Below are 24110 nucleotides of genomic sequence, written 5' to 3'. Positions count from 1 at the left end.
CGGAAGTTAAGCTCTCTAGCGCCGATGGTAGTTGGGACCTTGTCCCTGTGAGAGTAGGACGTCGCCAAGCAACTAAAAACACAAGTCTTTTGACTTGTGTTTTTTTCTGTTTTCAAACAGTACGAAAAAAGAAGTAATGGTAATACAAACACGTTGCCCAAGGGTTAATCATATTATATAAGAGGTGGATGTATATTTTTCTGTAAATTGTTAAGGAATAGAAGTATAAAATATGTCCATTTAAATAGGGAGGGAAGGTTATGAAAGCACAAAATGAAGTTTGTATTGTTTGTGAGACAAAAAGAAAAGAAGGGATATATGTTTATAATAATTTAATATGTTATGAATGTGAAAAGGATATGGTGAATACGGAGACAAATGATCCGAAGTATATATATTATTTAAAACAGCTTCGGAAATTAGAAGTATCATATTTTTAAATAGGCATATGCCTATTATTTTTTTTGTTCTGTATAATAGAGGAAGAATGAAATAATAAGGAAGAGATATAGATGAATCAAAATCGCATACCTTTATATGAGGCATTAACAGAGTTTAAAGAAAGAGGGCCGTTATCCTTTCATGTTCCAGGTCATAAAAATGGTTTAAACTTCCCTCAGGAAGCTGTAGGGGAGTTTAAAGATATACTATCTATCGATGTAACTGAGTTGTCTGGGTTAGATGATTTACATAGTCCGTTTGAATGTATAGATGAGGCACAACAATTATTAGCTGATGTATATGGAGTGAAAAAAAGTTATTTTTTAATTAATGGTTCAACAGTAGGGAACCTAGCAATGATTTTGTCTTGTTGTGAAGAACATGATATTGTTCTTGTACAAAGAAATTGTCATAAATCAATTATTAATGGTTTAAAATTAGCGGGCGCAAATCCAATTTTTTTAGATCCATGGATTGATGAAGCTTATAATGTACCAGTGGGAATTCATGATGAAATTATTAAGGAAGCAATTGAAAAATATCCAAATGCTAAAGCACTCATTTTAACGCATCCTAATTATTATGGTATGGGGATGGATCTAGAGGCAAGCATCGCTTATGCACATGCACATAAAATCCCTGTTTTAGTAGATGAAGCACATGGAGCCCATTTTTGTTTAGGGGGAGCATTTCCAAAGTCAGCATTAGCATATGGTGCAGATATTGTAGTTCATTCTGCACATAAAACATTACCCGCGATGACAATGGGTTCCTATTTACATATAAATAGTCGCTTAGTGAAAGAAGAAAAAGTTTCTACCTATTTAAGTATGCTACAATCTAGTAGTCCATCGTATCCAATTATGACTTCTCTTGATATTGCACGCTTTACAATAGCACGTATAAAAGAAAAGGGACATGATGAAATTGTCGAGTTTTTACGGGGATTTAAAGACGAATTGTGTTCTATTCCACAAATAGCTATTTTACAATATCCATTACAAGACGAGTTAAAGGTTACTGTACAGACACGTTGTCAGTTATCAGGATACGAATTACAGTCTGTATTTGAAAAGGTCGGTATATATACAGAAATGGCGGATCCATATAATGTCCTATTTATTTTGCCCTTGCAAGTAAATAAGGAGTATATGAAGGCTATAGAGATGATCCGAGGGGCATTGCAATATTATGAGGTGAAAGACAAGAAGGAATCTATTCGTTATACTTATAAAGGAGAATTTTCTCCTTTACCGTATACATATAAACAACTGGAAGGATATGAAACAAAAGTAGTATCTGTAGAAGAAGCAGTTGGGATGATAGCGGCAGAAATGGTAATTCCGTACCCACCTGGAATTCCATTGATTATGTATGGAGAAAGAATTACTTCAGAACATAAAGAGCAAATTATGTATTTAGAGCAATCAGGCGCTCGTTTTCAAGGTAGCACGAAATATATGAAAGTGTATGATATAGAAAGTAGGTTTTAGAATGAAGGGATTATTTGTAACAATTGAAGGTCCAGAAGGTTCGGGTAAAACAACGTTAATTAAAAGTTTATTGCCGTACTTTGAACAAAAAGAACAAAAGGTAATGGCGACGAGAGAACCAGGTGGCATTGCAATTTCAGAGGATATTAGAACAATTTTACATAAACAAGAATATACGATGATGGAAGCACGTACAGAGGCGCTTTTGTATGCTGCTGCACGTAGACAACATTTGGTGGAAAAGGTTATGCCGGCACTTAACGAGGACTACCTTGTATTATGTGATCGTTTTATAGATAGCTCTTTAGCGTATCAAGGATATGCAAGAGGGTTAGGTATGGATAAAGTATTTGAAATAAATCGTTTCGCAACAGAGGACTGTATGCCTAGTTTAACGATTTACCTAGACATTGAACCAGAGATTGGTTTAGCTCGCATTGAAAAAGATGCAGGACGTGAAGTAAATCGATTAGATATGGAAGATATCTCTTTCCATAAACGTGTCCGTGAAGGATATTTACAAGTTGTAGAACGTTTCTCAGATCGTATTGTATTGGTAAATGCTGATCAACCAATGGAAAAACTTATAGAAGAAGTTGTTAAGATTATAGAAGATAAATTGTTATAATAGAAGGAAAGAATGAAATAAGTGAGGTATGCATTATGACGAAGACGTGGGAGCAGCTTTCTGCTATACAACCCATCGGTGTAAAAATGTTGATGAATAGCATTGCAAAAGAGCGTATATCCCACGCTTACTTGTTAGAGGGAGGGAAAGGGACTGGAAAGTTTGCAACGGCAATTCAAATGGCAAAGAGTTTTCTCTGTTCTGGGCGGAATGGGGTAGAGCCTTGTCACGTATGTACAAATTGTAAGCGAATTGATTCAGGTAACCACCCTAACTTACATATTGTAAAACCAGACGGATTATCTATTAAGAAACAGCAAATTCATGATTTACAAGAAGAGTTTTCAAAAACAGGATTAGAAGCAAATAAAAAAGTATATATTATTGAGCACGCAGATCGTATGACAGCAAATGCAGCGAATACACTTTTAAAATTTTTAGAAGAACCAAGTAGTGATACAACAGCTATTTTACTTACTGAACAAAGTCATCAAATTTTAAATACGATTTTATCTCGCTGTCAAGTTGTTACATTTAGACCGTTACCTACGGAATCTTTAATTAGAAGATTACAGGATGAAGGTATTACGGCATCTTTATCGACACTTGCTGCGCAACTCACGAATAGTTTTGATGAAGCTTTAGCTTTATGTAGTGATGAATGGTTTGCACAAGCACGAGCTTTAGTGATAAAATTATGTGAAGCGCTCGAAAAGGATAAAGCCTCTATTTTTTTTGTACAAGAAAAATGGGGGAAACACTTTAGAGAGAAAGAACAATTACAGCAAGGTTTAGATATGTTGCTCCTTATTTATAAGGATTTATTATATGTTCAACTTGGAGAAGAAGATCGTCTTGTTTTTCATGAGCAGAAAGAGATGTTTGAATCTTTCTCCTATGCTCAGAAGCGCATTGTATCAGCTCTCTTTAATATATTAGAGGCAAAAAATAGAATCAACGCTAATGTAAATGCGCAGCTTGTGTTCGAACAGTTAGTGTTGCGGTTGCAGGAGGGATGACCGTTTTGTATGATGTAGTAGGTGTTCGCTTTAAGAAGGCCGGAAAGGTGTATTACTTCGATCCGAATCAGTTCGATATCTCTGAAAATGAGTTTGTAATTGTAGAAACAGTAAGAGGTATTGAGTACGGAAAAGTAGTTATTACCAAAAAGCAAGTTGATGAAAACGACGTTGTATTACCGCTAAAAAAGGTTATTCGTATTGCAAATGAAAATGATCGTACCATTGTTGAAGAGAACAAACATGCTGCAAAAGAAGCATATCAAGTTTGTCAGCAAAAGGTAGTAGAGCATAATCTTGATATGAAACTTGTAGATGTAGAGTATACGTTCGATCGCAATAAGATTATTTTCTACTTTACTGCGGATGGTCGGATTGATTTCCGCGAACTAGTGAAGGACTTAGCGGCAATTTTTAGGACAAGAATTGAACTAAGACAAATTGGTGTTCGTGATGAAGCGAAGATGCTTGGTGGTATTGGTCCGTGTGGTCGTATGCTTTGTTGTTCTACTTTTTTAGGAGATTTTGAACCTGTATCCATTAAGATGGCAAAGGATCAAAATTTATCATTAAATCCTGCAAAAATCTCTGGTTTATGTGGTCGCTTAATGTGTTGCTTAAAATATGAGAATGATGAATATGAGGCAGCAAAGGAACAACTTCCTGATTTAGATCAACGTATACAAACCCCGCATGGTACTGGCCGTGTTATCGGATTAAATATTTTAGAAAGATTAATTCAAGTGGAACTAGTAGACAAGGAACGGATAGTAGAATATACGTTAGATGAGTTAGTGAATAAAGGGGTCGTTTCGAGTCAAACCACAGATTAATGAGGTGGGTGCTTGTGGAGAAAAAAGATATTTTTGCATCGGTTTCTAGTATGGAAGAGCAAATTGGACATTTATACAAACAGTTGGGAGAATTAAAACAACATCTTGCAGAGTTGTTGGAAGAGAACCAACATATAAAAATGGAAAATGAAAATTTGCGACACCGCTTTGAAGAAGTGCAGATTAAGGAAAAACAAAAAACTCAAAAACGTAAAGAAGTGAAGCCGAAGACAACTGATATTGGCGAAGGCTATGATAATTTAGCAAGGCTATATCAAGAAGGTTTTCATATTTGTAATCTGCATTATGGAAGTGTACGTAAAGAGGGAGATTGTTTATTCTGCCTGTCATTTTTAAATAAAAAGTGAAATTACCTTTCCAATGATAATTGGAAAGGTAATTTTTTATACATGAGAGTAGAATGAAATATGTTTTTTTATTAGTAGAAGATGAAATAGGGTAGGTTAAGTGTAAGAAAAGGAGTAACATATGAATTTATATGAAGATGAACGTTTAGATTACTTATTAGCGCAAGATATGAAGATTGTACAAAGCCCATCAGTATTCAATTTCTCGTTAGATGCTGTTTTACTTGCAGACTTTGCTTGGGTGCCGATTCAAAAAGGTAATGTACTTGATCTGTGTACAGGTAACGCAGTTGTCCCCCTTTTATTAAGTACCAGAACAAAGGGAAACATTACAGGTGTAGAAATTCAAGAACGTTTATATGATATGGGAATCAGAAGCGTTCAATACAATAAGTTAGAAGAAAGAATTCACTTAATACATGGGGATTTGAAAGATATGCCGGAGAAACTTGGACGTCATCAATATGATGTAGTTACATGTAATCCCCCTTATTTTCAAACACCTGCAACTTCTGAGAAAAATATGAATGAACATTTAGCGATAGCTCGTCATGAAATTATGTGTACATTAGAGGATGTTGTATCTGCAAGTAGTCAGTTAGTAAAGCAAGGTGGGAAAGTAGCATTTGTACATCGTCCAGGTCGTTTGCTAGATATTGTTACATTAATGCGTAAATACAAAATTGAACCAAAGCGTGTGCGATTTGTTTATCCTAAGGCAGGGAAAGAAGCGAATACATTGTTAATTGAAGGAATTAAGGATGGAAACGCAGATTTGAAAATATTGCCCCCTCTTTTTGTATATGAAGCAAATAATGAATATACAAAGGAGATTCGTTCAATTTTATATGGAGAAGAATAAGCATTGTTTTTATGTTGTAGAGTGCTCTGACGGAAGTTATTATGCTGGATATACAAATCATATAGAGAAGCGGATTCAGACCCATAATAGTGGAAAAGGGGCTAGGTATACGCGTGCTAGACTTCCTGTTGTTTTAAAATACATAGAATTTCATGAAGATAAGCGTACAGCTATGCAAGCAGAGTATTATTTTAAGCAGTTAAATAGAAAACAAAAAGAAGAATATATGCAAAAAGGAGAACGCTATGTGGCAACAAAAAAGCTTTCAACAAAATGAAAAGGGAGTTTTATATTTAGTACCAACTCCTATTGGAAATTTAGAAGATATGACATTTCGTGCAATCCGAATTTTAAAAGAAGCTGATTTAATTGCTGCTGAAGATACGAGACAAACGAAAAAACTTTGTAATTATTTCGAAATTGAAACCCCCGTTATGAGTTACCATGAGCATAATAAGGAAGTAAGTGGTAAGAAAATATTAGGGAAGTTAGACGAAGGGAAGACTGTAGCACTTGTTAGTGATGCTGGTATGCCTTGTATTTCCGATCCAGGTTACGATATTGTTGTAGAGGCTGTAGCAGAACAGTATCATGTAATCCCGCTTCCTGGGGCAAATGCAGCCCTTACAGCATTAATTGCATCAGGTCTTGAAACAAAACAATTTTATTTCTATGGATTTTTACAAAGAAATAAAAAAGAAAGAAAAATGGAGTTAGAGAAGCTTCGTTATGTACAAACTACAATGATGTTTTATGAAGCGCCCCATCGTTTAGATGATACTTTAATCTCAATGCAAGAAGTGTTGGGAAATAGAGAAATTGTATTATGTCGAGAGTTAACGAAAAAATTTGAGGAATTTATTCGTGGAACAGTTGAGGAAGCAATTGAGTGGGCGAAACAAAATGAAGTTCGTGGCGAGTTTTGTATTTTAGTAGCTGGTTCAACGGAAGAACCTACCCCGGAAGAACAATGGTGGGAATCTATTTCGGTATATGATCATATTGAACATTATATAAACGAAAAAGGTATGAATTCAAAAGAGGCAATAAAAACAGTCGCTAAAGATCGAGATTTGTCGAAACGCGATGTATATCAAATCTATCATGTCGATAAAAAATAAGCTTCTCATAATTGAGAAGCTTATTTTGCTGTTTCGATATAATCTTGAAGTTCGTTTAAGATTCGCTCAGCGCCTTCTTTGCTTAAGATAATTTTACCTTCAGCTAAAGATAGGTTACCATCAGATACTTCACCAGTTACTTGGCAAGTCATGTTTGGCTTATATTTTTTTAAGATGATTTTCTCGTCATCAACGTAGATTTCAAGAGCATCCTTTTCTGCAATACCTAAAGTGCGGCGTAATTCGATTGGAATTACTACACGACCTAATTCATCAACTTTACGAACGATACCAGTAGATTTCATAATTCTTTTCCTCCTAAAGAAATAGTTTATAAGTTTCGAGTCTATTTTCTAGATTCGTCATTTTTCGACAAAATACCCTATGGACATATGATACCAATCATTTACATTTCCGTCAATTCTTTAATTCTATATTTTTTAAAAAGATTTATAGATTTCTTACTTCTTATATATAATAGAATGAGAGTAATTTCTACTATTATTTCACTTTATTTTCAGAAAAGTTTATAGATTGTAAGTAAGGACTGTATATTTTCTTGAAATATGAGCAATAGATGATAAAGATATTAAGTATTAACTCGTTTTTATCTCGCTATTTGCCAAGCAGTAAGATTCTAAATTTTAAATTTGGCTGGAGCAAAGAAGTTAAGTTGGAGTCGGATTGCTCATAAAAGCCTGATTGGTGCGGGCTAATAATCCGCGGGAGTGAACAAAACCCCCACAGATTAAAGTTTCACTTTATATATAAGTTTTTGATATACTATTTATAAATACATATGAGGTTATCCGGGAGGTCCAAAACAATGACAGAGGAAAATAAGTCCTTTTATATTACTACCCCAATTTATTATCCAAGTGGAAAATTACACATTGGACATGCTTATACAACAGTAGCAGGAGATGCGATGGCACGATATAAGCGTATGCAAGGATACAATGTTCATTATTTAACAGGAACTGATGAGCATGGACAGAAGATCCAAAAGAAAGCAGAAGAATTAAATGTTACACCACAAGCATATGTGGATAACATTGTTGCAGGAATTAAAGAACTTTGGGAGAAAATGGATATATCTTATGATGATTTTATTCGTACAACTGAAGATCGTCATAAAGATGTTGTTGAAAAAATCTTCAAGCAACTAGTAGATCAAGGTGATATTTATCTTGATGAATATGAAGGTTGGTATTCTGTACAAGATGAGACATTCTATACAGAGCATCAATTAGTAGATCCAATTATGGAAGGGGAAAAAGTAGTTGGAGGAAAAAGCCCAGATAGTGGTCATGATGTAGAACTTGTTCGTGAAGAATCGTATTTCTTTAGAATGGGTAAATATGTCGACAGACTATTAAAATTCTATGAAGATAATCCACATTTCATTCAGCCAGAGTCTCGTAAGAATGAGATGATTAATAACTTCATTAAACCAGGCCTAGAAGATTTAGCTGTTTCTCGTACTTCATTTGACTGGGGAGTTCGTGTTCCAGGTAACCCGAAACACGTTATTTACGTATGGGTTGACGCATTATCTAACTACATTACAGCATTAGGTTATGGAACAGAAAATGAAGAGATGTATAAGAAATTCTGGCCAGCTGATGTACATTTAGTTGGAAAAGAAATCGTTCGTTTCCATACAATTTATTGGCCAATCATTTTAATGGCATTAGATTTACCTCTTCCGAAAAAAATCTTTGCTCATGGTTGGATTTTAATGAAGGATGGAAAGATGAGTAAGTCAAAAGGAAACGTAGTAGATCCAGTTACTTTAATCGATCGTTACGGATTAGATGCATTACGTTATTACTTGCTTCGTGAAGTTCCATTCGGATCTGATGGCGTATTCACACCAGAAGGATTTGTGGAGCGCATTAATTTCGATTTAGCAAATGACTTAGGTAACTTATTAAATCGTACAGTAGCTATGATTGATAAGTACTTTAACGGAGAAATCCCTGCATTTAAAGAAAATGTAACGGAATTCGATGAAACGTTAGTAACGTTTGCAAAAGATACATTGAAAAAAGTAGAAGAGGCAATGGAGAATATGGAATTCTCTGTAGCGTTAAGCTCAATTTGGCAATTGGTTAGCCGTGCAAATAAATATATTGATGAAACACAACCGTGGGTATTAGCGAAAGATGAGAATGATCGTGAAAAATTAGCTTCTGTAATGGCCCACTTAGCAGAGGTGCTTCGTCAAACAGGTATTATGCTTATGCCGTTCCTAACAGTAGCACCAAGTAAGATGTTTGCTCAGCTTGGACTTACTGAAGAGGCACATAAATCTTGGGAAAGCCTATCTACAATTGGCTGTATTCCAGCTGGAACAAAAGTAGAAAAAGGAAACCCGATTTTCCCTCGTTTAGAAATGGAAGTAGAAGTAGGGTACATTAAAGAACAAATGAAAAGCTCTGCTCCTAAAGTAGAAGAGAAAAAAGAAGAAGAACCGAAAGCAGAAGAAATTACAATTGATGATTTCTTTAAAGTAGAATTACGTGTAGCTGAAGTACTATCAGCTGAACCTGTGAAAAAAGCAGATAAGTTGTTAAAAATTCAGCTGGATTTAGGTACAGAAAAGCGTCAAGTTGTTTCAGGAATTGCAAAATTCTATTCGCCGGAAGACCTAAAAGGTAAAAAGGTTATTTGTGTAACAAACTTAAAACCTGTAAAATTACGCGGTGAATTATCACAAGGTATGATTTTAGCGGGTGAAGAGAATGGCGTATTGTCATTAGCATCAATCGACCAAAATCTACCAAACGGTACAAAAATCAAGTAATTAAGACAAGAAAAGAGATGTTTCACGTGTAACATGTGTGAAGCGTCTTTTTTCTTTTTACACTCTCTATTTTTGCATTAAAATTATAGTATTGTTATCGTTAAGTTATTAAAGAGCTTATTTTTTAGAATAAACTTGATTTCAATATAAAAGGAGTTATGTATTATGTTGTTTGATACACATTCACATTTGAATGCAGAGCAATTTGAAGAAGATTTGCAAGAGGTTATTGCACGAATGAAAGAAGCGGGAGTTACCTATACAGTTGTTGTTGGTTTTGATGAAGTAACGATAAAAAAGGCGATTGAATTAGCTGAAACTTATGATTTTATTTACGCTGCGGTTGGATGGCATCCAGTTGATGCAATTGACATGACAGAAGAACATCTAGCTTGGTTAGAAGAACTTGCTTCTCATCCTAAAGTCGTTGCGCTTGGAGAGATGGGATTAGATTATCATTGGGATAAGTCTCCAAAAGAAATACAGAAGGAAGTATTCCGTAAACAAATTGCATTGGCTAAAAAAGTGAAATTGCCGATTATTATACATAATCGCGATGCAACTCAAGATATTGTTGATATTCTAGAAGAAGAGAATGCAGCTGAAGTGGGAGGCATTATGCATTGCTTTAGCGGCAGCGTAGAAGTAGCAGAGCGATGTGTTAATATGAACTTTTTAATTTCGTTAGGTGGACCAGTTACATTTAAAAATGCTAAGAAGCCGAAAGAAGTTGCTGTGGAGATTCCGTTAGAGAAATTGTTAATAGAGACAGATTGTCCATATTTAACACCACATCCATTTCGAGGAAAACGAAATGAACCGAGTTATGTAAAACTCGTAGCAGAAGAAATTGCGAATTTAAAAGGAATTTCTTATGAGGAAGTAGCAGAAATAACAACAAAAAATGCAAAAGCTTTATTTGGTGTTGAATAAAAAGGAGTGGGAGAACCCATTCTTTTTTATTTTTGTGAAAAAATAAGGGCGAATGAGGAAGTGTTACAATAAGGAGAGAGAACAAAGTTTTGGACATTCTATTTTTTAAAATGTAAGAATGGGGAAAATAATAATGGAAAAGTCGTCATTTTTTTGTTTTACTAAGTAGAGACGAAACGAGTGTGGAGGCAAGCATGAAAATTAAAGAGATTATCGTTGTAGAAGGTAAAGATGATACAGTTGCGATTAAGCGTGCTGTTGATGCGGATACAATTGAAACGAACGGTTCAGCAATCGGTGATCATGTTATTGAGCAAGTTAAATTAGCGCTGCAAAAACGGGGCGTTATTATTTTCACAGATCCGGATTATCCTGGAGAGCGTATTCGAAAAATTATTTCTGATAAGGTGCCTGGATGTAAACACGCTTTTTTACCGAAGGAAGAAGCACTTGCCAAAAGGAAAAAGGGTGTCGGGATTGAACATGCTTCTAATGAATCAATTCGCCGTGCTTTAGAGAATATACATGAAGAAATGGAAGCTTACACAAGTGAAATCAGTTGGAGCGATTTAGTCGATGCAGGCTTAGTGGGCGGAGAAATGGCAAAGAGTCGCAGAGAAAGAATGGGTAAGCTATTAAAGATTGGTTATACAAACGCAAAACAGTTACATAAACGTTTACAAATGTTTCAAGTTTCAAAAGAATCGTTTGCAGAAGCTTATAAGCAAGTCATACAGGAGGAAAGAAAATGAAGGATATCGCAACGCCAAATCGTACGAAAGACATTGTTGAAAAGTATGGATTTTCATTCAAAAAAAGTTTAGGACAAAATTTTTTAATTGATACGAATGTATTAAATCGTATTGTCGATCACGCTGAAATTGGTTCAGAAAGTGGTGCAATTGAAATTGGACCAGGTATCGGTGCGTTAACAGAACAATTAGCGAAGCGTGCTAAAAAAGTAGTAGCTTTTGAAATTGATCAGAGGTTATTACCGATTTTAGATGAGACGTTAGCTCCATATAGCAACGTTACAGTTATAAATAAAGACGTACTAAAGGCAGATGTACATGAGGTGTTTAGTGAGCAATTTGAGGAAGGGCAAGATGTAATGGTAGTAGCGAACTTACCGTACTATATTACAACGCCAATTTTATTTAAATTGTTGGAAGAGAAATTACCGGTTCGTGGATTTGTTGTTATGATGCAAAAAGAAGTTGGAGATCGTTTAGCTGCTAAACCTGGAACGAAAGAGTATGGTTCTTTATCCATTGCTATTCAGTATTATACAGAAGTGGAAACAGTTATGACTGTACCACGTACAGTGTTTGTGCCACAACCAAATGTTGATTCTGCGATTATTCGTCTCCTAAAGCGCCCAAAACCAGTTGTAGAAGTAACAGATGAGACATTCTTCTTTGAAGTAGTACGAGCAAGTTTTGCACAGCGTCGTAAAACTTTAATGAATAATTTATCAAATAATTTAAATGGTTTCCCGAAAGATAAAGAGCTGTTGGATCGAATTTTAACAGAAGTGGGAATTGATCCAAAACGAAGAGGCGAAACGCTATCTATCGAAGAGTTTGCAACATTAAGTAATGCATTAGTTCTTCATAAATTGTCATAAGAATAGAAAAGGGACAGTTCAACTTGAACTGTCCCTTTTGTCACCTTTCCTCTCCTACATTCATACTTTAAAAACAGGTAAGATGGCCTAACGAGTTTGGAGGTAGGAGAATGGCTTTACATGTTGGAGAATTAGTGGAACGATATTCTCATAATAGGGATATCCTTTTTCGTATTATAGAAATAAAAGGCGAGATAGCTATATTATTTGGAGAGGAAATTAGACTGGTGGCAGATGCGCCACTTGAAGATTTAATTAGTATAGATCAACGAGAGCATAAAAAAAGAGCGAAGCGTGAGAAAGAAACGATGGAGCGTACGTATCGTTTGTTTCAACAAGATTATGTATTAATGAAACAAAGGCATGAACACACTTCAACGGGTGGATATACAAGTGAGGTGAATTATTTTCAAATGCCAGGACGCGTATTGCATATAGATGGTGACCCGTTATATTTGCGCAAGTGCTTAGACTTATATAATAAAATTGGTGTTCCTGTACAAGGTATTCATTGTAAAGAAACAGAGATGCATGAAAAGGTAGTAGATTTAATAGATCATTTTCGTCCAGACATTTTAGTTATTACGGGGCACGATGCATATACAAAATCAAAAGGGGTAAAGGGAGATTTAGCAGCATATAGGCATTCAAGGCATTTTGTACAGGCTGTTCGAGAAGTGAGAAAAAAATATCCATCATTGGATCAACTCGTTATTTTTGCTGGGGCATGCCAATCACACTTTGAAGCATTAATTCGAGCGGGTGCTAACTTTGCTAGTTCACCATCTAGAATTAATATTCACGCACTAGATCCTGTATATGTGGTTGGTAAAATTAGTTTTACGTCATTTATGGAAAGAGTAAATGTATGGGATGTTGTACGTAATACGATTACTGGCGAAAAGGGACTTGGCGGGATTGAGACGAGGGGGATTTTACGAACTGGCTTACCCTTTCAACATTATGAAGAATAAGCAAGGTACATATGTATCTTGCTTTTTTGTATGGGAAGGATTTAAATCAGCTTGGATAAAAAGAGACAAGAACGCGCAGACTACATAATGATACTTTTACAATATAGTATTTCTTCTATCTATTTGAACGCATGATGCTTTTATAATGATATTGTCTGTGAGTTGCGGTTAATAATTGGGATAGATATATCGTGTTTTAAGTGTTCAATCTAAATTACAGCGAGGTGTAACGAAGTATATGTCAAAACGTTTAGATGAAATTAAAAGCGAATTAGATCACCATCTTGGACAGAGACTGATGTTAAAGGCGAATAGTGGGAGAAGAAAAACAGTAGAACAATCAGGTGTACTTGCAGAAACGTACCGTTCTGTTTTTGTTGTACAATTGGATCAGCAAGAAGATGCGTTGCAACGTGTATCATATAGCTATGCGGATGTTTTAACAGAGACAGTAGAGTTAACGTTTTATGGTGAACCTCATAATGAAGTGATTTTATAATTCATGTATCGTTACATATATTCCCACAAATGAAAAGCTATATTATTTTGCATACTAATTATACCGTAGCAAAATAAGGAGGGACTCTGCATTGAGTAGACGAAGAGGTGTCATGTCAAATCAATTTAAAGAAGAGCTTGCAAAAGAGCTAGGCTTTTATGATGTTGTTCAGAAAGAAGGCTGGGGCGGAATTCGTGCGAAAGATGCTGGTAACATGGTGAAACGTGCTATAGAAATTGCAGAACAGCAATTAATGAAACAAAACCAGTAGTTGTAAGATACTTTCTATGCTACGGTAGCCGAGGAGTGATTCCTCGGCTTTTTGTACTCGAAAAGGTGCCATCATTTTACATAAGTAGTTTCATTCTGAATGCTTTTCGTTATAATTAGGGAAGTGTCATCGTCTTACTATAAATTTATGGTAAAATAAACGATAAAAGATTGAGTACATAGAGTGGGTGAATAGATTGAAGCTACTAGTGAAAGCACCAGCAAAGATTAATCTGTCGTTAGATGTACTGGGAAAAAGACAAGACGGATATCATGAAGTGAAAATGATTATGACAACAATTGATTTAGCGGATCGTTTAGAACTAATGGAATTAGCAGAAGACCGTATTGAAATTTTATCCCATAATCGGTATGTCCCAGACGACCAAAGAAATTTAGCTTATCAAGCGGCGAAATTATTAAAAGAGAAGTTTAATGTGAAAAAAGGCGTATCTATTACTATTGAAAAAACGATTCCAGTAGCAGCTGGATTAGCAGGTGGAAGTAGTGATGCAGCAGCGACATTACGTGGTCTTAATAAATTATGGAATTTAGGGCTTACAATTGATCAGTTAGCAGAGCTTGGCGCAAAAATCGGATCAGATGTATCGTTTTGTGTATATGGTGGGACAGCAATTGCCACTGGAAGAGGAGAGCAAATTGAGCACATAAAAACTCCACCTTCTTGTTGGGTTATTTTAGCAAAACCCCATATTGGTGTATCTACTGCTGATGTGTATGGAAATTTAAAGTTAAATCGAGTTACACATCCAAATGTAGATAAAATGGTTAACGTCATAAATGCTGGGGACTACAAAGGGATTTGTGATACTGTTGGTAATGTTTTAGAAGATGTAACGTTTGCGATGCATCCTGAAGTTGCACGTATTAAGGCACAGATGAAGCGATTTGGGGCGGATGCTGTATTAATGAGTGGAAGTGGCCCAACGGTATTTGGTCTTGTGCACCATGATTCGCGAATGCATCGTATATATAACGGATTAAAAGGATTTTGTGAACAAGTATACGCAGTACGTTTATTAGGAGAGCGAGAAACGCTTGAATAAAGACGTATAATACGTTATGATTTGTTTAGAATATTCGTGATTTGAGGTGAGAGTATGAAAATTAGACGAAGTACAAGATTAGTCGATATGACGTATTACTTGTTACAAAACCCTCGTCAGCTAGTTTCTCTCACTTTTTTTGCTGAAAGGTATCAATCAGCTAAGTCTTCCATTAGTGAAGATTTAGTTATTATTAAGCAAACGTTTGAACAACAAGGGGTCGGCACATTGCAAACGGTACCAGGAGCAGCAGGAGGAGTGAAATATATACCATATATAAGTGAGGAAGAGGCAAATCTAATTATTGGTGAGCTTTGTAGCTTATTTGAAAATCCAGATCGTATTTTGCCTGGTGGTTACTTATATATGACAGATCTTTTAAGTAATCCTCGCCATATTAATGGCGCAGGTCGTTTGTTTGCTTCTGTTTTTGCTAGGCAACCAATTGATGCGGTTATGACGGTGGCAACGAAGGGGATTCCACTTGCTTATGCGGTGGCAAATTACTTAGATGTACCGGTAGTAATTGCAAGGAAAGATAATAAGGTAACAGAAGGCCCAACTGTTAGTATTAACTATGTATCAGGTTCTTCTAAGCGAATTCAAACAATGACGTTAGCAAAGCGTAGCCTTCCAGAGGGATCAAATGTTTTAATTATTGATGACTTCATGAAAGCTGGCGGGACAATTCAAGGTATGATGAGTATGTTAGAAGAGTTTAAGGCTAATGTTGTTGGTATTGGTGTATTAGTAGAATCCACGGATATTGAAGAACGACTAATTAATAATTTTGTATCATTAATTCGTCTATCAGAAGTTGATGTGAAAGAAAAAGCGATTCAAGTGGAAAAGGGAAATTATTCACTGGCACCATTTGATGAAGGGCTTGTAGAGGCTGAGTAAAAAGGTAAAGCAGATCGCTTTATCTTTTTTTTATTCTATTTATAAATTATAAAATAGATGGACAAACTGCTTTTCGTGCACTATTTTTAAAGAGTAAAAATAAATAATAAAAGGGTGGAAAAATATGAAAGTTGTTCAAACAAGCAATGCACCACAAGCAATTGGACCATATTCACAAGGGATTATTGTAAATAATATGTTTTACAGTTCAGGACAAATTCCGTTAACTGCAAGTGGAGAGCTTGTAGCAGGAGACGTGACAGTACAAACAGAGCAAGTATTTCAAAATTTACAAGCGGTATTAGAAGAAGCAGGTGCTTCATTTGATTCAGTAGTAAAAACAACAGTATTCTTAAAAGATATGGATAATTTTAATGCTGTTAATGACGTATACGGCTCTTATTTCTCTACTCATAAGCCAGCTCGTTCTTGTGTACAAGTAGCAAAATTACCGAAAGATGTTTCAGTTGAAATCGAAGTAATTGCCCTAGTTAAGTAGTTCTTTGTAAGCGATAACCTCCACTAATCTCTATATTCAATTAAATTAAAAATTTTTATCTTAAAAATTTTTAAAAAATTAAAGGGAAAATAGAAAATTTGTGGAATTTATACAAATATATCGCTTATTTAGAAAAGGGTGGTGAACACAAGATGGAAGTGACTGACGTAAGATTACGCCGCGTAAACACAGAAGGCCGCATGAGAGCAATTGCCTCTATTACTCTAGACCATGAATTTGTTGTTCATGATATTCGTGTAATTGATGGTAATAATGGATTATTTGTAGCAATGCCAAGCAAACGTACTCCAGATGGAGAATTCCGTGACATTGCACATCCAATTAATTCTGGTACACGCTCTAAAATTCAAGATGCGGTTTTAACAGAGTATCATCGTTTAGGCGAGTTAGAAGAGGTTGAGTTTGAAGAAGCGGGTGCTTCGTAAAATTCGAATGAAAAGGGCTTTTTAAAGAAATCCCTATAATTTTGCAACAAACTCCTGTAAGCATTTACAGGAGTTTGTTTTTTTTTTTGGAGTTTTATACATTTTACGTGCGGAAAATTCAGAATTCATTAAAATGAAGAAGGAAACTTCTAATTTTTTCAAAATCAATTTAAATAGTATAGCTTATTTCTTAAAAAAGATACTAAAGAGTAAAACATCGTATGAGAATTATGGTAAAATTTAATAGTTAAAATGTGTTTCTTGAAATATATGATGATTTAGGATAATATCGTTAATGGATAAATAGGTTGCGATGGAGGGTCTATATGTCAAACAGATTTGCAGTGATTCTAGCTGCAGGCAAAGGCACACGTATGAAGTCTAAGCTATACAAAGTGCTTCATCCTGTATGTGGAAAACCTATGGTACAACATGTTGTCGATCAAGTAACGCAATTAGGATTGCAGAAACTTGTAACAGTCGTAGGACATGGTGCTGAAATGGTACAAGAACAGCTAGGAAACGTAAGTGAGTTTGCATTACAAGCAGAACAACTTGGTACAGCACACGCTGTCGATCAAGCTGCAAGTGTACTTGCAAATGAAGAAGGAACAACTTTAGTTATTTGTGGTGATACGCCGCTAATAACTGCTGAAACGATGGAAGCATTGCTTCAGCAGCATAAAGAAGCAGGGGCAATGGCAACGGTGCTAACAGCTTACATAGAAGAACCTGCTGGCTATGGTCGTATCGTTCGTAATGAGAATGGTCATGTTGAAAAGATTGTTGAGCATAAGGATGCAAATGAGAAAGAATTAGCTATTAAAGAAATCAATACAGGTACGTATTGTTTTGATAATAAAGCTTTATTCGCCTCACTTTCTAAAGTTTCAAATGATAACGTACAAGGTGAATATTACCTGCCAGATGTTATTGAGATTTTAAAAAATGAAGGTCATATCGTATCGGCTTATCAAACAGAGCACTTCGATGAAACGTTAGGTGTTAACGACAGAGTCGCTCTATCGCAAGCGGAAATTATTATGAAAAACCGTATCAACCGTAAAAACATGGTAAATGGTGTTACAATTATTGATCCAAGTAACACGTATATTTCTGCTGATGCAATTATCGGTAGTGATACAGTTCTTCATCCAGGAACAATTATTGAGGGGAATACTGTAATTGGTTCTGATTGTGAAATTGGACCGCACACAGTAATTCGCGATAGTGAAATTGGAGATCGTACGACAATTCGACAATCTACTGTACATGATAGTAAACTTGGTACAGAAGTATCGGTTGGTCCATTTGCACATATTCGCCCAGATTCAGTTATTGGAGATGAAGTACGCGTTGGAAACTTCGTGGAAATCAAAAAAACTGTTTTTGGTAATAGAAGTAAAGCTTCACACTTAAGTTATATCGGGGATGCACAAGTTGGAGAAGACGTGAATCTTGGTTGTGGTTCAATTACGGTGAACTATGACGGTAAGAATAAATTCAAAACTGTGATTGGTAACGGGGTATTTATTGGATGTAATTCAAACCTTGTCGCTCCTGTAACAGTTGAAGATGGTGCTTATGTGGCAGCAGGCTCTACAATTACAGAGAATGTTCCATCAAAAGCATTATCTGTAGCACGTGCACGTCAAGTTAACAAAGAGGACTATGTTGATCAATTGCTGAATAAGAAAAAATCATAATGTGGAGGGTTAATCTAGATGTCGACTCAATATCTAAATTCTAATTTGAAAGTATTCTCTTTAAACTCTAATAAGGAACTTGCTGAGCAAATTGCAAAGCACATTGGAGTAGGACTAGGAAAATGTTCTGTTGATCGTTTTAGTGATGGAGAAGTTCAAATTAACATTGAAGAAAGTATCCGTGGTTGCGATGTATTCATTATTCAATCTACAAGCTTCCCAGTAAACGAACATATCATGGAATTACTTATTATGATCGATGCATTAAAACGTGCATCTGCAAAAACAATTAATATTGTTATTCCTTACTATGGTTATGCGCGTCAAGACCGTAAAGCGCGTTCTCGTGAACCAATTACATCGAAACTTGTAGCAAACTTGCTTGAAACAGCAGGTGCAACTCGTGTAATCACTCTAGATTTACATGCTCCACAAATTCAAGGGTTCTTTGATATCCCAATTGACCACTTAATGGGTGTACCGATTCTTTCAGATTACTTTGAAACAAAAGGTCTTAAAGATATCGTAATCGTGTCACCAGACCACGGTGGGGTAACTCGTGCTAGAAAAATGGCAGATCGCCTAAAAGCACCAATCGCTATTATTGATAAGCGTCGTCCTCGTCCGAACGTATCAGAGGTAATGAACATTATCGGTAATATTGAAGGTAAAACAGCAATTTTAATTGATGACATCATTGATACAGCTGGTACAATTACATTAGCAGCAAACGCTCTTGTTGAGAACGGTGCTTCTGAAGTATATGCTTGCTGTACACACCCAGTATTATCTGGTCCAGCAATTGAGCGTATCCAAAACTCAAATATTAAAGAGTTAGTTGTAACGAACTCTATCGTATTACCAGAAGAGAAGAAAATCGACAAAGTACATGAACTTTCAGTTGCTCCACTAATCGGAGAAGCAATCATTCGTGTATACGAAGAAGAATCTGTAAGTGTATTATTCAATTAATTGGATAGAATGAGACGTAACCAAGATTGGTTACGTCTTTTCGTATCGAAAAAAGAAAGTAGTGGTACAAGAATGAAATTGATAGTAGGACTTGGGAACCCAGGTAGAGAATATGAATTAACAAGGCATAATATTGGATTTATGGCGATTGATGAACTTGCAAAGCGTTGGAATATTTCTTTGAATGAACAAAAATTTAAAGGAGTATTTGGTGCAGGATTTGTTAATGGAGAAAAAGTAATCTTATTAAAGCCACTTACATATATGAATTTATCTGGGGAAAGTATTCGACCACTCATGGATTACTATAAAATTGATGTTGAGGACTTCGTTGTTCTGTACGATGATTTAGACATCCCTGTAGGTAAATTACGCCTTCGTATGAAAGGTAGTGCTGGTGGACATAATGGTGTGAAATCAACAATTTCACATTTAGGAACACAAGAGTTTCAACGTATCCGCATGGGAATTGATCGTCCGAAAAATGGCATGAAGGTAGTAGATTACGTATTAGGACGTTTTACATCGGAAGAAATTCCTGATGTGAGTCATTCTATTGAAAAAGCAGCGGATGCATGTGAAGAATGGTTAAATAAACCTTTTCTTCAAATCATGAATACCTTCAATAGTTAAGGTTATGATTGGGAATATTTTGTCTTGTTTTTACCCATACTAGTAGTAATTAGATTTTTAGGAGGCTAGTATGGAAGGGTATTATTATTGCAGACATTGCGGGAGTAATGTAGGCTCCGTTACTGCAGAAAAAGTGTATAGCGACGTTTTATTTCAACTAACAGAGCAAGAAGTAGTAGAGATGATTCATTTTCATGAGAATGGAAATATATATATAAAAACGATTTGTGAATCGTGTCAAGAAACGCTCGCATCTTATCCTGAGTATTATGAATATGAAAAATTTCTGCAATAAAATGTTGTCGCTTTGGCATGTCCAAAGCATTTTTCTGTTTTCTTTTTCCAAAATATTTGCATAAAATATAGTGGCTTGCTCTTTATGTTGAGAGGGGTTTTGAAAATGATAGGTTTATTAGAGCAATTTTATAAAAATGAAGAGATCCAATCGGTTATTAATGGACTAGAAGATGGTTTAAAAGAACAACTTGTATCAGGTATGGCAACCTCTTCTCGTTCGTTATTAATGGCGGCCTTATATAAAAAAACAAAAAAATCACAACTTATTGTGACGCATAATTTATATCAAGCACAAAAAGTGCATGAAGATTTAGTGGCGTTACTTGGTGAAAAAGATGTGTGGTTATACCCAGTAAATGAATTGATAGCATCGGAAATTGGTGTTGCAAGCCCAGAATTGAAGGCGCAACGTATTGAAGTATTGAATCGTTTAGCGGCAGGAGAGAACGGGATTATTGTAGCGCCAGTTGCAGGACTACGCAGATTTTTACCAATGAAAGAGTTGTGGAAGCAAAGGCAAATCGAAATCAATCTAGGGCAAGAGATTGATTTAGATACATTCTTGCATACTTTACATCATATTGGTTATGAGCGTAAGTCGATGGTAGAAGCTCCTGGGGAATTCAGTTTGCGCGGGGGAATATTAGATATTTACCCATTAACTGAAGAGTTACCATTTCGTATTGAATTTTTCGATACAGAAGTTGATTCTATTCGATTATTTGATGTGGATGAACAGCGCTCTCAAGATAAAAAAGAAAGTGTTAGATTTGGTCCAGCAACAGAGTTTTTATTTTCACAGGAAGAATTGAAGTCGGGAATTGAGCATCTTGAGGAAGGCTTGACTAAGACGATGCAAAAACTTTCCGATGATAAATTGAAGACTACAGTGCTTGAAACGGTAAGTCATGAAGTTGAGATGTTAAAAAACGGGCAAAGTATAGAACAGATGTTTAAATATTTATCTATTTTCTATAAAGCACCTGCTAGTCTGATAGATTATTTACCAGAAGATGGTATTGTAGTTTTGGATGAGATTTCCCGTATTCAAGAAACGGCATCACATCTTGAAACGGAGGAGGCGGAATGGTATATATCACTTCTTGGTGAGGGAACAATTATTCAAGATTTATCTTTCTCACACTCGTTTGAGGAATTTCTTCATCATAAAAAAAGAAGTTTTGTATATTTAACGTTATTCTTACGTCATATAGCACATACACATCCGCAAAACATTGTGAATGTGACATGTAAAACAATGCAAGATTTCCATGGGCAGATGCAGTTGTTGAAAACTGAAATTGATAGATGGAACGAAGGGCATTTTACGACTGTTGTGCTCGGCACAGATGATGAACGTGTAAAAAAACTACAACATATTTTAAGTGATTATGATATTGAGGCAGATATCGTAGAGGGCACAGATATATTATTGCCTGGAAGGTTGCAAATTGCTGTAGGTGATTTACATGCAGGATTTGAAATGCCGATGCAAAAGCTTGTTGTTATTACTGAAAAAGAGCTTTTTCATAAAAAAGTTAAAAAATCACAACGTAAGCAGAAGTTATCTAATGCTGAACGTATTAAAAGTTATTCGGAATTAAAAGTTGGAGATTATGTAGTTCATGTAAATCATGGTATAGGTAAATTCTTAGGTATCGAGACACTAGAGATTAATGGTGTTCATAAAGATTACTTGAATATTAAATATCAAGGTAATGATAAGTTATACGTTCCAATTGAACAAATTGACCAAGTGCAGAAATATGTAGGATCTGAAGGTAAGGATCCTAAAGTTTATAAATTGGGCGGAAATGATTGGAAAAAGGTCAAAACGAAAGTTGAAAAATCTGTACAAGACATTGCGGATGACCTAATTAAACTATATGCTGAGCGCGAAGCTTCAAAAGGTTATGCATATACACCAGATACAGCAGAACAACAAGAATTTGAATCTTCTTTCCCATATCAAGAGACAGAGGATCAATTACGCTCTATTGACGAGATTAAGAAAGATATGGAACGTGGACGTCCGATGGATAGGCTTCTTTGTGGTGATGTAGGATATGGAAAGACGGAAGTAGCTATCCGTGCGGCATTTAAGGCAATTATGGATGAAAAACAAGTTGCAATTTTAGTGCCGACAACGATCCTTGCACAACAACACTATGAAACAATTCGAGAGCGTTTTCAAGATTATCCAATCAATATAGGATTATTAAGTAGATTCCGTACGAGAAAACAGCAAAATGAAACAATTAAAGGCTTAAAAGATGGTACGGTAGATATCGTAATTGGAACGCATCGTATTTTATCTAAAGACGTTACTTATAAAGATTTAGGTCTTCTTATTATTGATGAAGAACAAAGGTTTGGTGTAACGCATAAAGAAAAAATTAAACAATTAAAAGCAAATGTTGACGTGTTAACATTAACGGCAACTCCGATTCCGCGTACACTCCATATGTCTATGCTTGGTGTGCGTGACTTATCTGTTATTGAGACACCACCAGAAAATCGTTTCCCAGTCCAAACGTATGTAGTAGAGTATAATCCAGCGTTAATGCGAGAAGCGATAGAACGAGAGCTTGCAAGAGGTGGGCAAATTTACTTCCTATATAATCGTGTGGAGGATATCGAAAGAAAAGCAGATGAAATTTCGATGTTAGTTCCAGACGCGCGTGTAACGTATGCACATGGGAAAATGAACGAAGGTGAATTAGAGTCTGTTATGCTATCGTTTTTAGAAGGGCAGCATGATGTTCTTGTAAGTACAACAATCATTGAGACGGGTGTAGATATTCCGAATGTAAATACGTTAATTGTATTTGATGCAGATCGTATGGGATTATCGCAGCTGTATCAGCTTCGTGGTCGTGTTGGACGTTCTAATCGTGTTGCATATGCATACTTTGCATACAAACGAGATAAAGTGTTATCAGAAGTTGCAGAGAAGCGTCTGCAAGCCATTAAAGAGTTCACAGAGCTTGGGTCAGGTTTCAAAATTGCGATGAGAGACTTATCCATTCGTGGTGCAGGTAACTTGTTAGGAGCCGAACAGCATGGATTTATTGATTCTGTCGGATTTGATCTATATTCTCAAATGTTAAAAGATGCAATTGAACAGCGTAGAGGAACAGATGGGGTTGAAAATACAGTTAATGTTGAAATTGATTTAGAAGTAGATGCATATTTACCAGATGCTTATATTTCAGATAGTAAACAAAAGATTATGATGTATAAACAGTTTAGAGGTGTTTCTGCAGTTGAGGATATTGAAGAGTTGCAGGAAGAGATGATAGATAGATTTGGTGATTACCCGCAAGAAGTTGGTTACTTATTGCAAATTGCAAATATTAAAGTATTGGCAATGAAAGAACAAATTGAGTTAATTAAGCAAAATAAATTTGAAGTGACCATTCTGTTCTCAGAACAAGCAAGTCAAAATATTGATGGCGGAAAATTATTCATGCTTGGAAATAGTTTTGGACGTATGATTGGTCTAGGAATGGAAGGGTCGCAATTGAAAATCGTTATGAAAACAAATGGTTTAGAGACATCGAAGTGGTTAACAATTGCTGAAAATTTATTAAAAGGCCTACCAGATGTAAAAAAAGAAGTCATAAATGCCTAATATAAGATAAAAAAATACAATTCGGCGTGCATAGAAGAACTAATGTGTAAAATACTATGTCTAACAGTTGGTGATT

Annotated in this window: 26 protein-coding genes; 25 read left to right on the top strand and 1 reads right to left on the bottom strand. The window is 35.6% G+C overall.

Going from position 1 to position 24110, the window contains the following annotated elements:
• Positions 1–260: 260 nt before the first annotated feature.
• The 9 genes from AC1Q8N_RS27985 (at position 261) to rsmI (ending at position 6765) form a co-directional block, all read left to right on the top strand.
• Entirely contained in the window at positions 261–440 is a 180-nt protein-coding gene (locus AC1Q8N_RS27985; protein WP_048542201.1) for a sigma factor G inhibitor Gin, read from the top strand.
• Positions 441–512: 72 nt separating this feature from the next.
• Positions 513–1934: an aminotransferase class I/II-fold pyridoxal phosphate-dependent enzyme gene (locus tag AC1Q8N_RS27980; protein ID WP_098631493.1), complete on the top strand. Its 1422-nt coding sequence runs from the start codon at positions 513–515 to the stop codon at positions 1932–1934.
• A gap of 1 nt (position 1935) precedes the next feature.
• Positions 1936–2562 carry a dTMP kinase gene (gene tmk, locus AC1Q8N_RS27975; RefSeq protein ID WP_097917657.1) on the top strand — a complete coding sequence of 209 codons (627 nt, stop codon included), beginning with the start codon at positions 1936–1938 and terminating at the stop codon, positions 2560–2562.
• Between the two features lie 35 nt (positions 2563–2597).
• Positions 2598–3581 (top strand): DNA polymerase III subunit delta', encoded by a 984-nt coding sequence (gene holB / locus AC1Q8N_RS27970; protein WP_046954526.1) that lies wholly within the window; start codon positions 2598–2600, stop codon positions 3579–3581.
• A 5-nt stretch (positions 3582–3586) separates the two neighbouring features.
• Complete coding sequence (locus AC1Q8N_RS27965) at positions 3587–4414, top strand: PSP1 domain-containing protein (RefSeq protein ID WP_000272429.1); 828 nt, start codon at positions 3587–3589, stop codon at positions 4412–4414.
• Positions 4415–4428: 14 nt separating this feature from the next.
• On the top strand, positions 4429–4782 hold the full coding sequence (gene yabA, locus AC1Q8N_RS27960; protein ID WP_000412057.1) for a DNA replication initiation control protein YabA: 354 nt from the start codon (positions 4429–4431) through the stop codon (positions 4780–4782).
• A 121-nt stretch (positions 4783–4903) separates the two neighbouring features.
• Positions 4904–5644: a tRNA1(Val) (adenine(37)-N6)-methyltransferase gene (locus AC1Q8N_RS27955; protein ID WP_088079977.1), complete on the top strand. Its 741-nt coding sequence runs from the start codon at positions 4904–4906 to the stop codon at positions 5642–5644.
• Complete coding sequence (locus tag AC1Q8N_RS27950; protein WP_000414343.1) at positions 5631–5921, top strand: GIY-YIG nuclease family protein; 291 nt, start codon at positions 5631–5633, stop codon at positions 5919–5921. The genes AC1Q8N_RS27955 and AC1Q8N_RS27950 overlap by 14 nt, the downstream gene beginning before the upstream one ends.
• A complete protein-coding gene (rsmI, locus tag AC1Q8N_RS27945; RefSeq protein ID WP_493521500.1) occupies positions 5890–6765 on the top strand; it encodes a 16S rRNA (cytidine(1402)-2'-O)-methyltransferase in 876 nt (291 codons plus the stop codon). The genes AC1Q8N_RS27950 and rsmI overlap by 32 nt, the downstream gene beginning before the upstream one ends.
• Positions 6766–6785: 20 nt before the next feature.
• Here rsmI and abrB read toward each other — a convergent pair whose 3' ends face one another.
• The gene (gene abrB, locus AC1Q8N_RS27940) at positions 6786–7070 is read right to left on the bottom strand and encodes a transition state genes transcriptional regulator AbrB (RefSeq protein ID WP_000843039.1); all 285 of its coding nucleotides are present in this window, start codon (positions 7068–7070) and stop codon (positions 6786–6788) included.
• Between the two features lie 521 nt (positions 7071–7591).
• On the opposite strand from abrB, the gene metG reads away from it, so the two are divergent.
• From metG to mfd, 16 genes are all read left to right on the top strand, one after another.
• On the top strand, positions 7592–9574 hold the full coding sequence (metG, locus tag AC1Q8N_RS27935; RefSeq protein ID WP_048542191.1) for a methionine--tRNA ligase: 1983 nt from the start codon (positions 7592–7594) through the stop codon (positions 9572–9574).
• 165 nt (positions 9575–9739) lie between these two features.
• Entirely contained in the window at positions 9740–10507 is a 768-nt protein-coding gene (locus AC1Q8N_RS27930; protein WP_048542189.1) for a TatD family hydrolase, read from the top strand.
• Between the two features lie 194 nt (positions 10508–10701).
• Positions 10702–11259: a ribonuclease M5 gene (gene rnmV, locus AC1Q8N_RS27925; protein WP_000692830.1), complete on the top strand. Its 558-nt coding sequence runs from the start codon at positions 10702–10704 to the stop codon at positions 11257–11259.
• The gene (rsmA, locus tag AC1Q8N_RS27920; RefSeq protein WP_000651555.1) at positions 11256–12134 is read left to right on the top strand and encodes a 16S rRNA (adenine(1518)-N(6)/adenine(1519)-N(6))-dimethyltransferase RsmA; all 879 of its coding nucleotides are present in this window, start codon (positions 11256–11258) and stop codon (positions 12132–12134) included. Before rnmV ends, rsmA begins: the two co-directional genes overlap by 4 nt.
• A 110-nt stretch (positions 12135–12244) precedes the next feature.
• Positions 12245–13108: a sporulation peptidase YabG gene (gene yabG, locus AC1Q8N_RS27915; RefSeq protein WP_001173738.1), complete on the top strand. Its 864-nt coding sequence runs from the start codon at positions 12245–12247 to the stop codon at positions 13106–13108.
• 238 nt (positions 13109–13346) lie between these two features.
• Positions 13347–13607, top strand: a complete 261-nt coding sequence (gene veg / locus AC1Q8N_RS27910; protein ID WP_000044349.1) for a biofilm formation stimulator Veg — start codon at positions 13347–13349, stop codon at positions 13605–13607.
• A 91-nt stretch (positions 13608–13698) separates the two neighbouring features.
• Positions 13699–13878 (top strand): acid-soluble spore protein SspF, encoded by a 180-nt coding sequence (gene sspF, locus AC1Q8N_RS27905; RefSeq protein WP_001985066.1) that lies wholly within the window; start codon positions 13699–13701, stop codon positions 13876–13878.
• A gap of 196 nt (positions 13879–14074) precedes the next feature.
• Positions 14075–14944: a 4-(cytidine 5'-diphospho)-2-C-methyl-D-erythritol kinase gene (gene ispE, locus AC1Q8N_RS27900; RefSeq protein WP_000772096.1), complete on the top strand. Its 870-nt coding sequence runs from the start codon at positions 14075–14077 to the stop codon at positions 14942–14944.
• Between the two features lie 54 nt (positions 14945–14998).
• On the top strand, positions 14999–15847 hold the full coding sequence (gene purR / locus AC1Q8N_RS27895; RefSeq protein WP_000702482.1) for a pur operon repressor: 849 nt from the start codon (positions 14999–15001) through the stop codon (positions 15845–15847).
• Positions 15848–15971: 124 nt separating this feature from the next.
• Positions 15972–16346, top strand: coding sequence for a RidA family protein (locus tag AC1Q8N_RS27890; protein ID WP_493521499.1), 375 nt, complete (start codon positions 15972–15974; stop codon positions 16344–16346).
• A 152-nt stretch (positions 16347–16498) separates the two neighbouring features.
• On the top strand, positions 16499–16792 hold the full coding sequence (spoVG, locus tag AC1Q8N_RS27885) for a septation regulator SpoVG (protein ID WP_000454041.1): 294 nt from the start codon (positions 16499–16501) through the stop codon (positions 16790–16792).
• A gap of 326 nt (positions 16793–17118) precedes the next feature.
• Positions 17119–18498: a bifunctional UDP-N-acetylglucosamine diphosphorylase/glucosamine-1-phosphate N-acetyltransferase GlmU gene (gene glmU, locus AC1Q8N_RS27880; protein ID WP_000071045.1), complete on the top strand. Its 1380-nt coding sequence runs from the start codon at positions 17119–17121 to the stop codon at positions 18496–18498.
• A gap of 18 nt (positions 18499–18516) precedes the next feature.
• Positions 18517–19470 (top strand): ribose-phosphate diphosphokinase, encoded by a 954-nt coding sequence (locus tag AC1Q8N_RS27875; protein WP_000107420.1) that lies wholly within the window; start codon positions 18517–18519, stop codon positions 19468–19470.
• A 72-nt stretch (positions 19471–19542) separates the two neighbouring features.
• Complete coding sequence (pth, locus tag AC1Q8N_RS27870; protein ID WP_080377450.1) at positions 19543–20103, top strand: aminoacyl-tRNA hydrolase; 561 nt, start codon at positions 19543–19545, stop codon at positions 20101–20103.
• Between the two features lie 70 nt (positions 20104–20173).
• Positions 20174–20398 (top strand): anti-sigma-F factor Fin family protein, encoded by a 225-nt coding sequence (locus tag AC1Q8N_RS27865; protein ID WP_000399441.1) that lies wholly within the window; start codon positions 20174–20176, stop codon positions 20396–20398.
• 105 nt (positions 20399–20503) lie between these two features.
• The gene (gene mfd, locus AC1Q8N_RS27860) at positions 20504–24034 is read left to right on the top strand and encodes a transcription-repair coupling factor (protein ID WP_098642919.1); all 3531 of its coding nucleotides are present in this window, start codon (positions 20504–20506) and stop codon (positions 24032–24034) included.
• Positions 24035–24110: the final 76 nt, after the last annotated feature.

The organism is Bacillus sp. GW823-FHT06B01, assembly GCF_058952315.1.
This window is presented reverse-complemented; position numbering and strand designations above follow the sequence as displayed.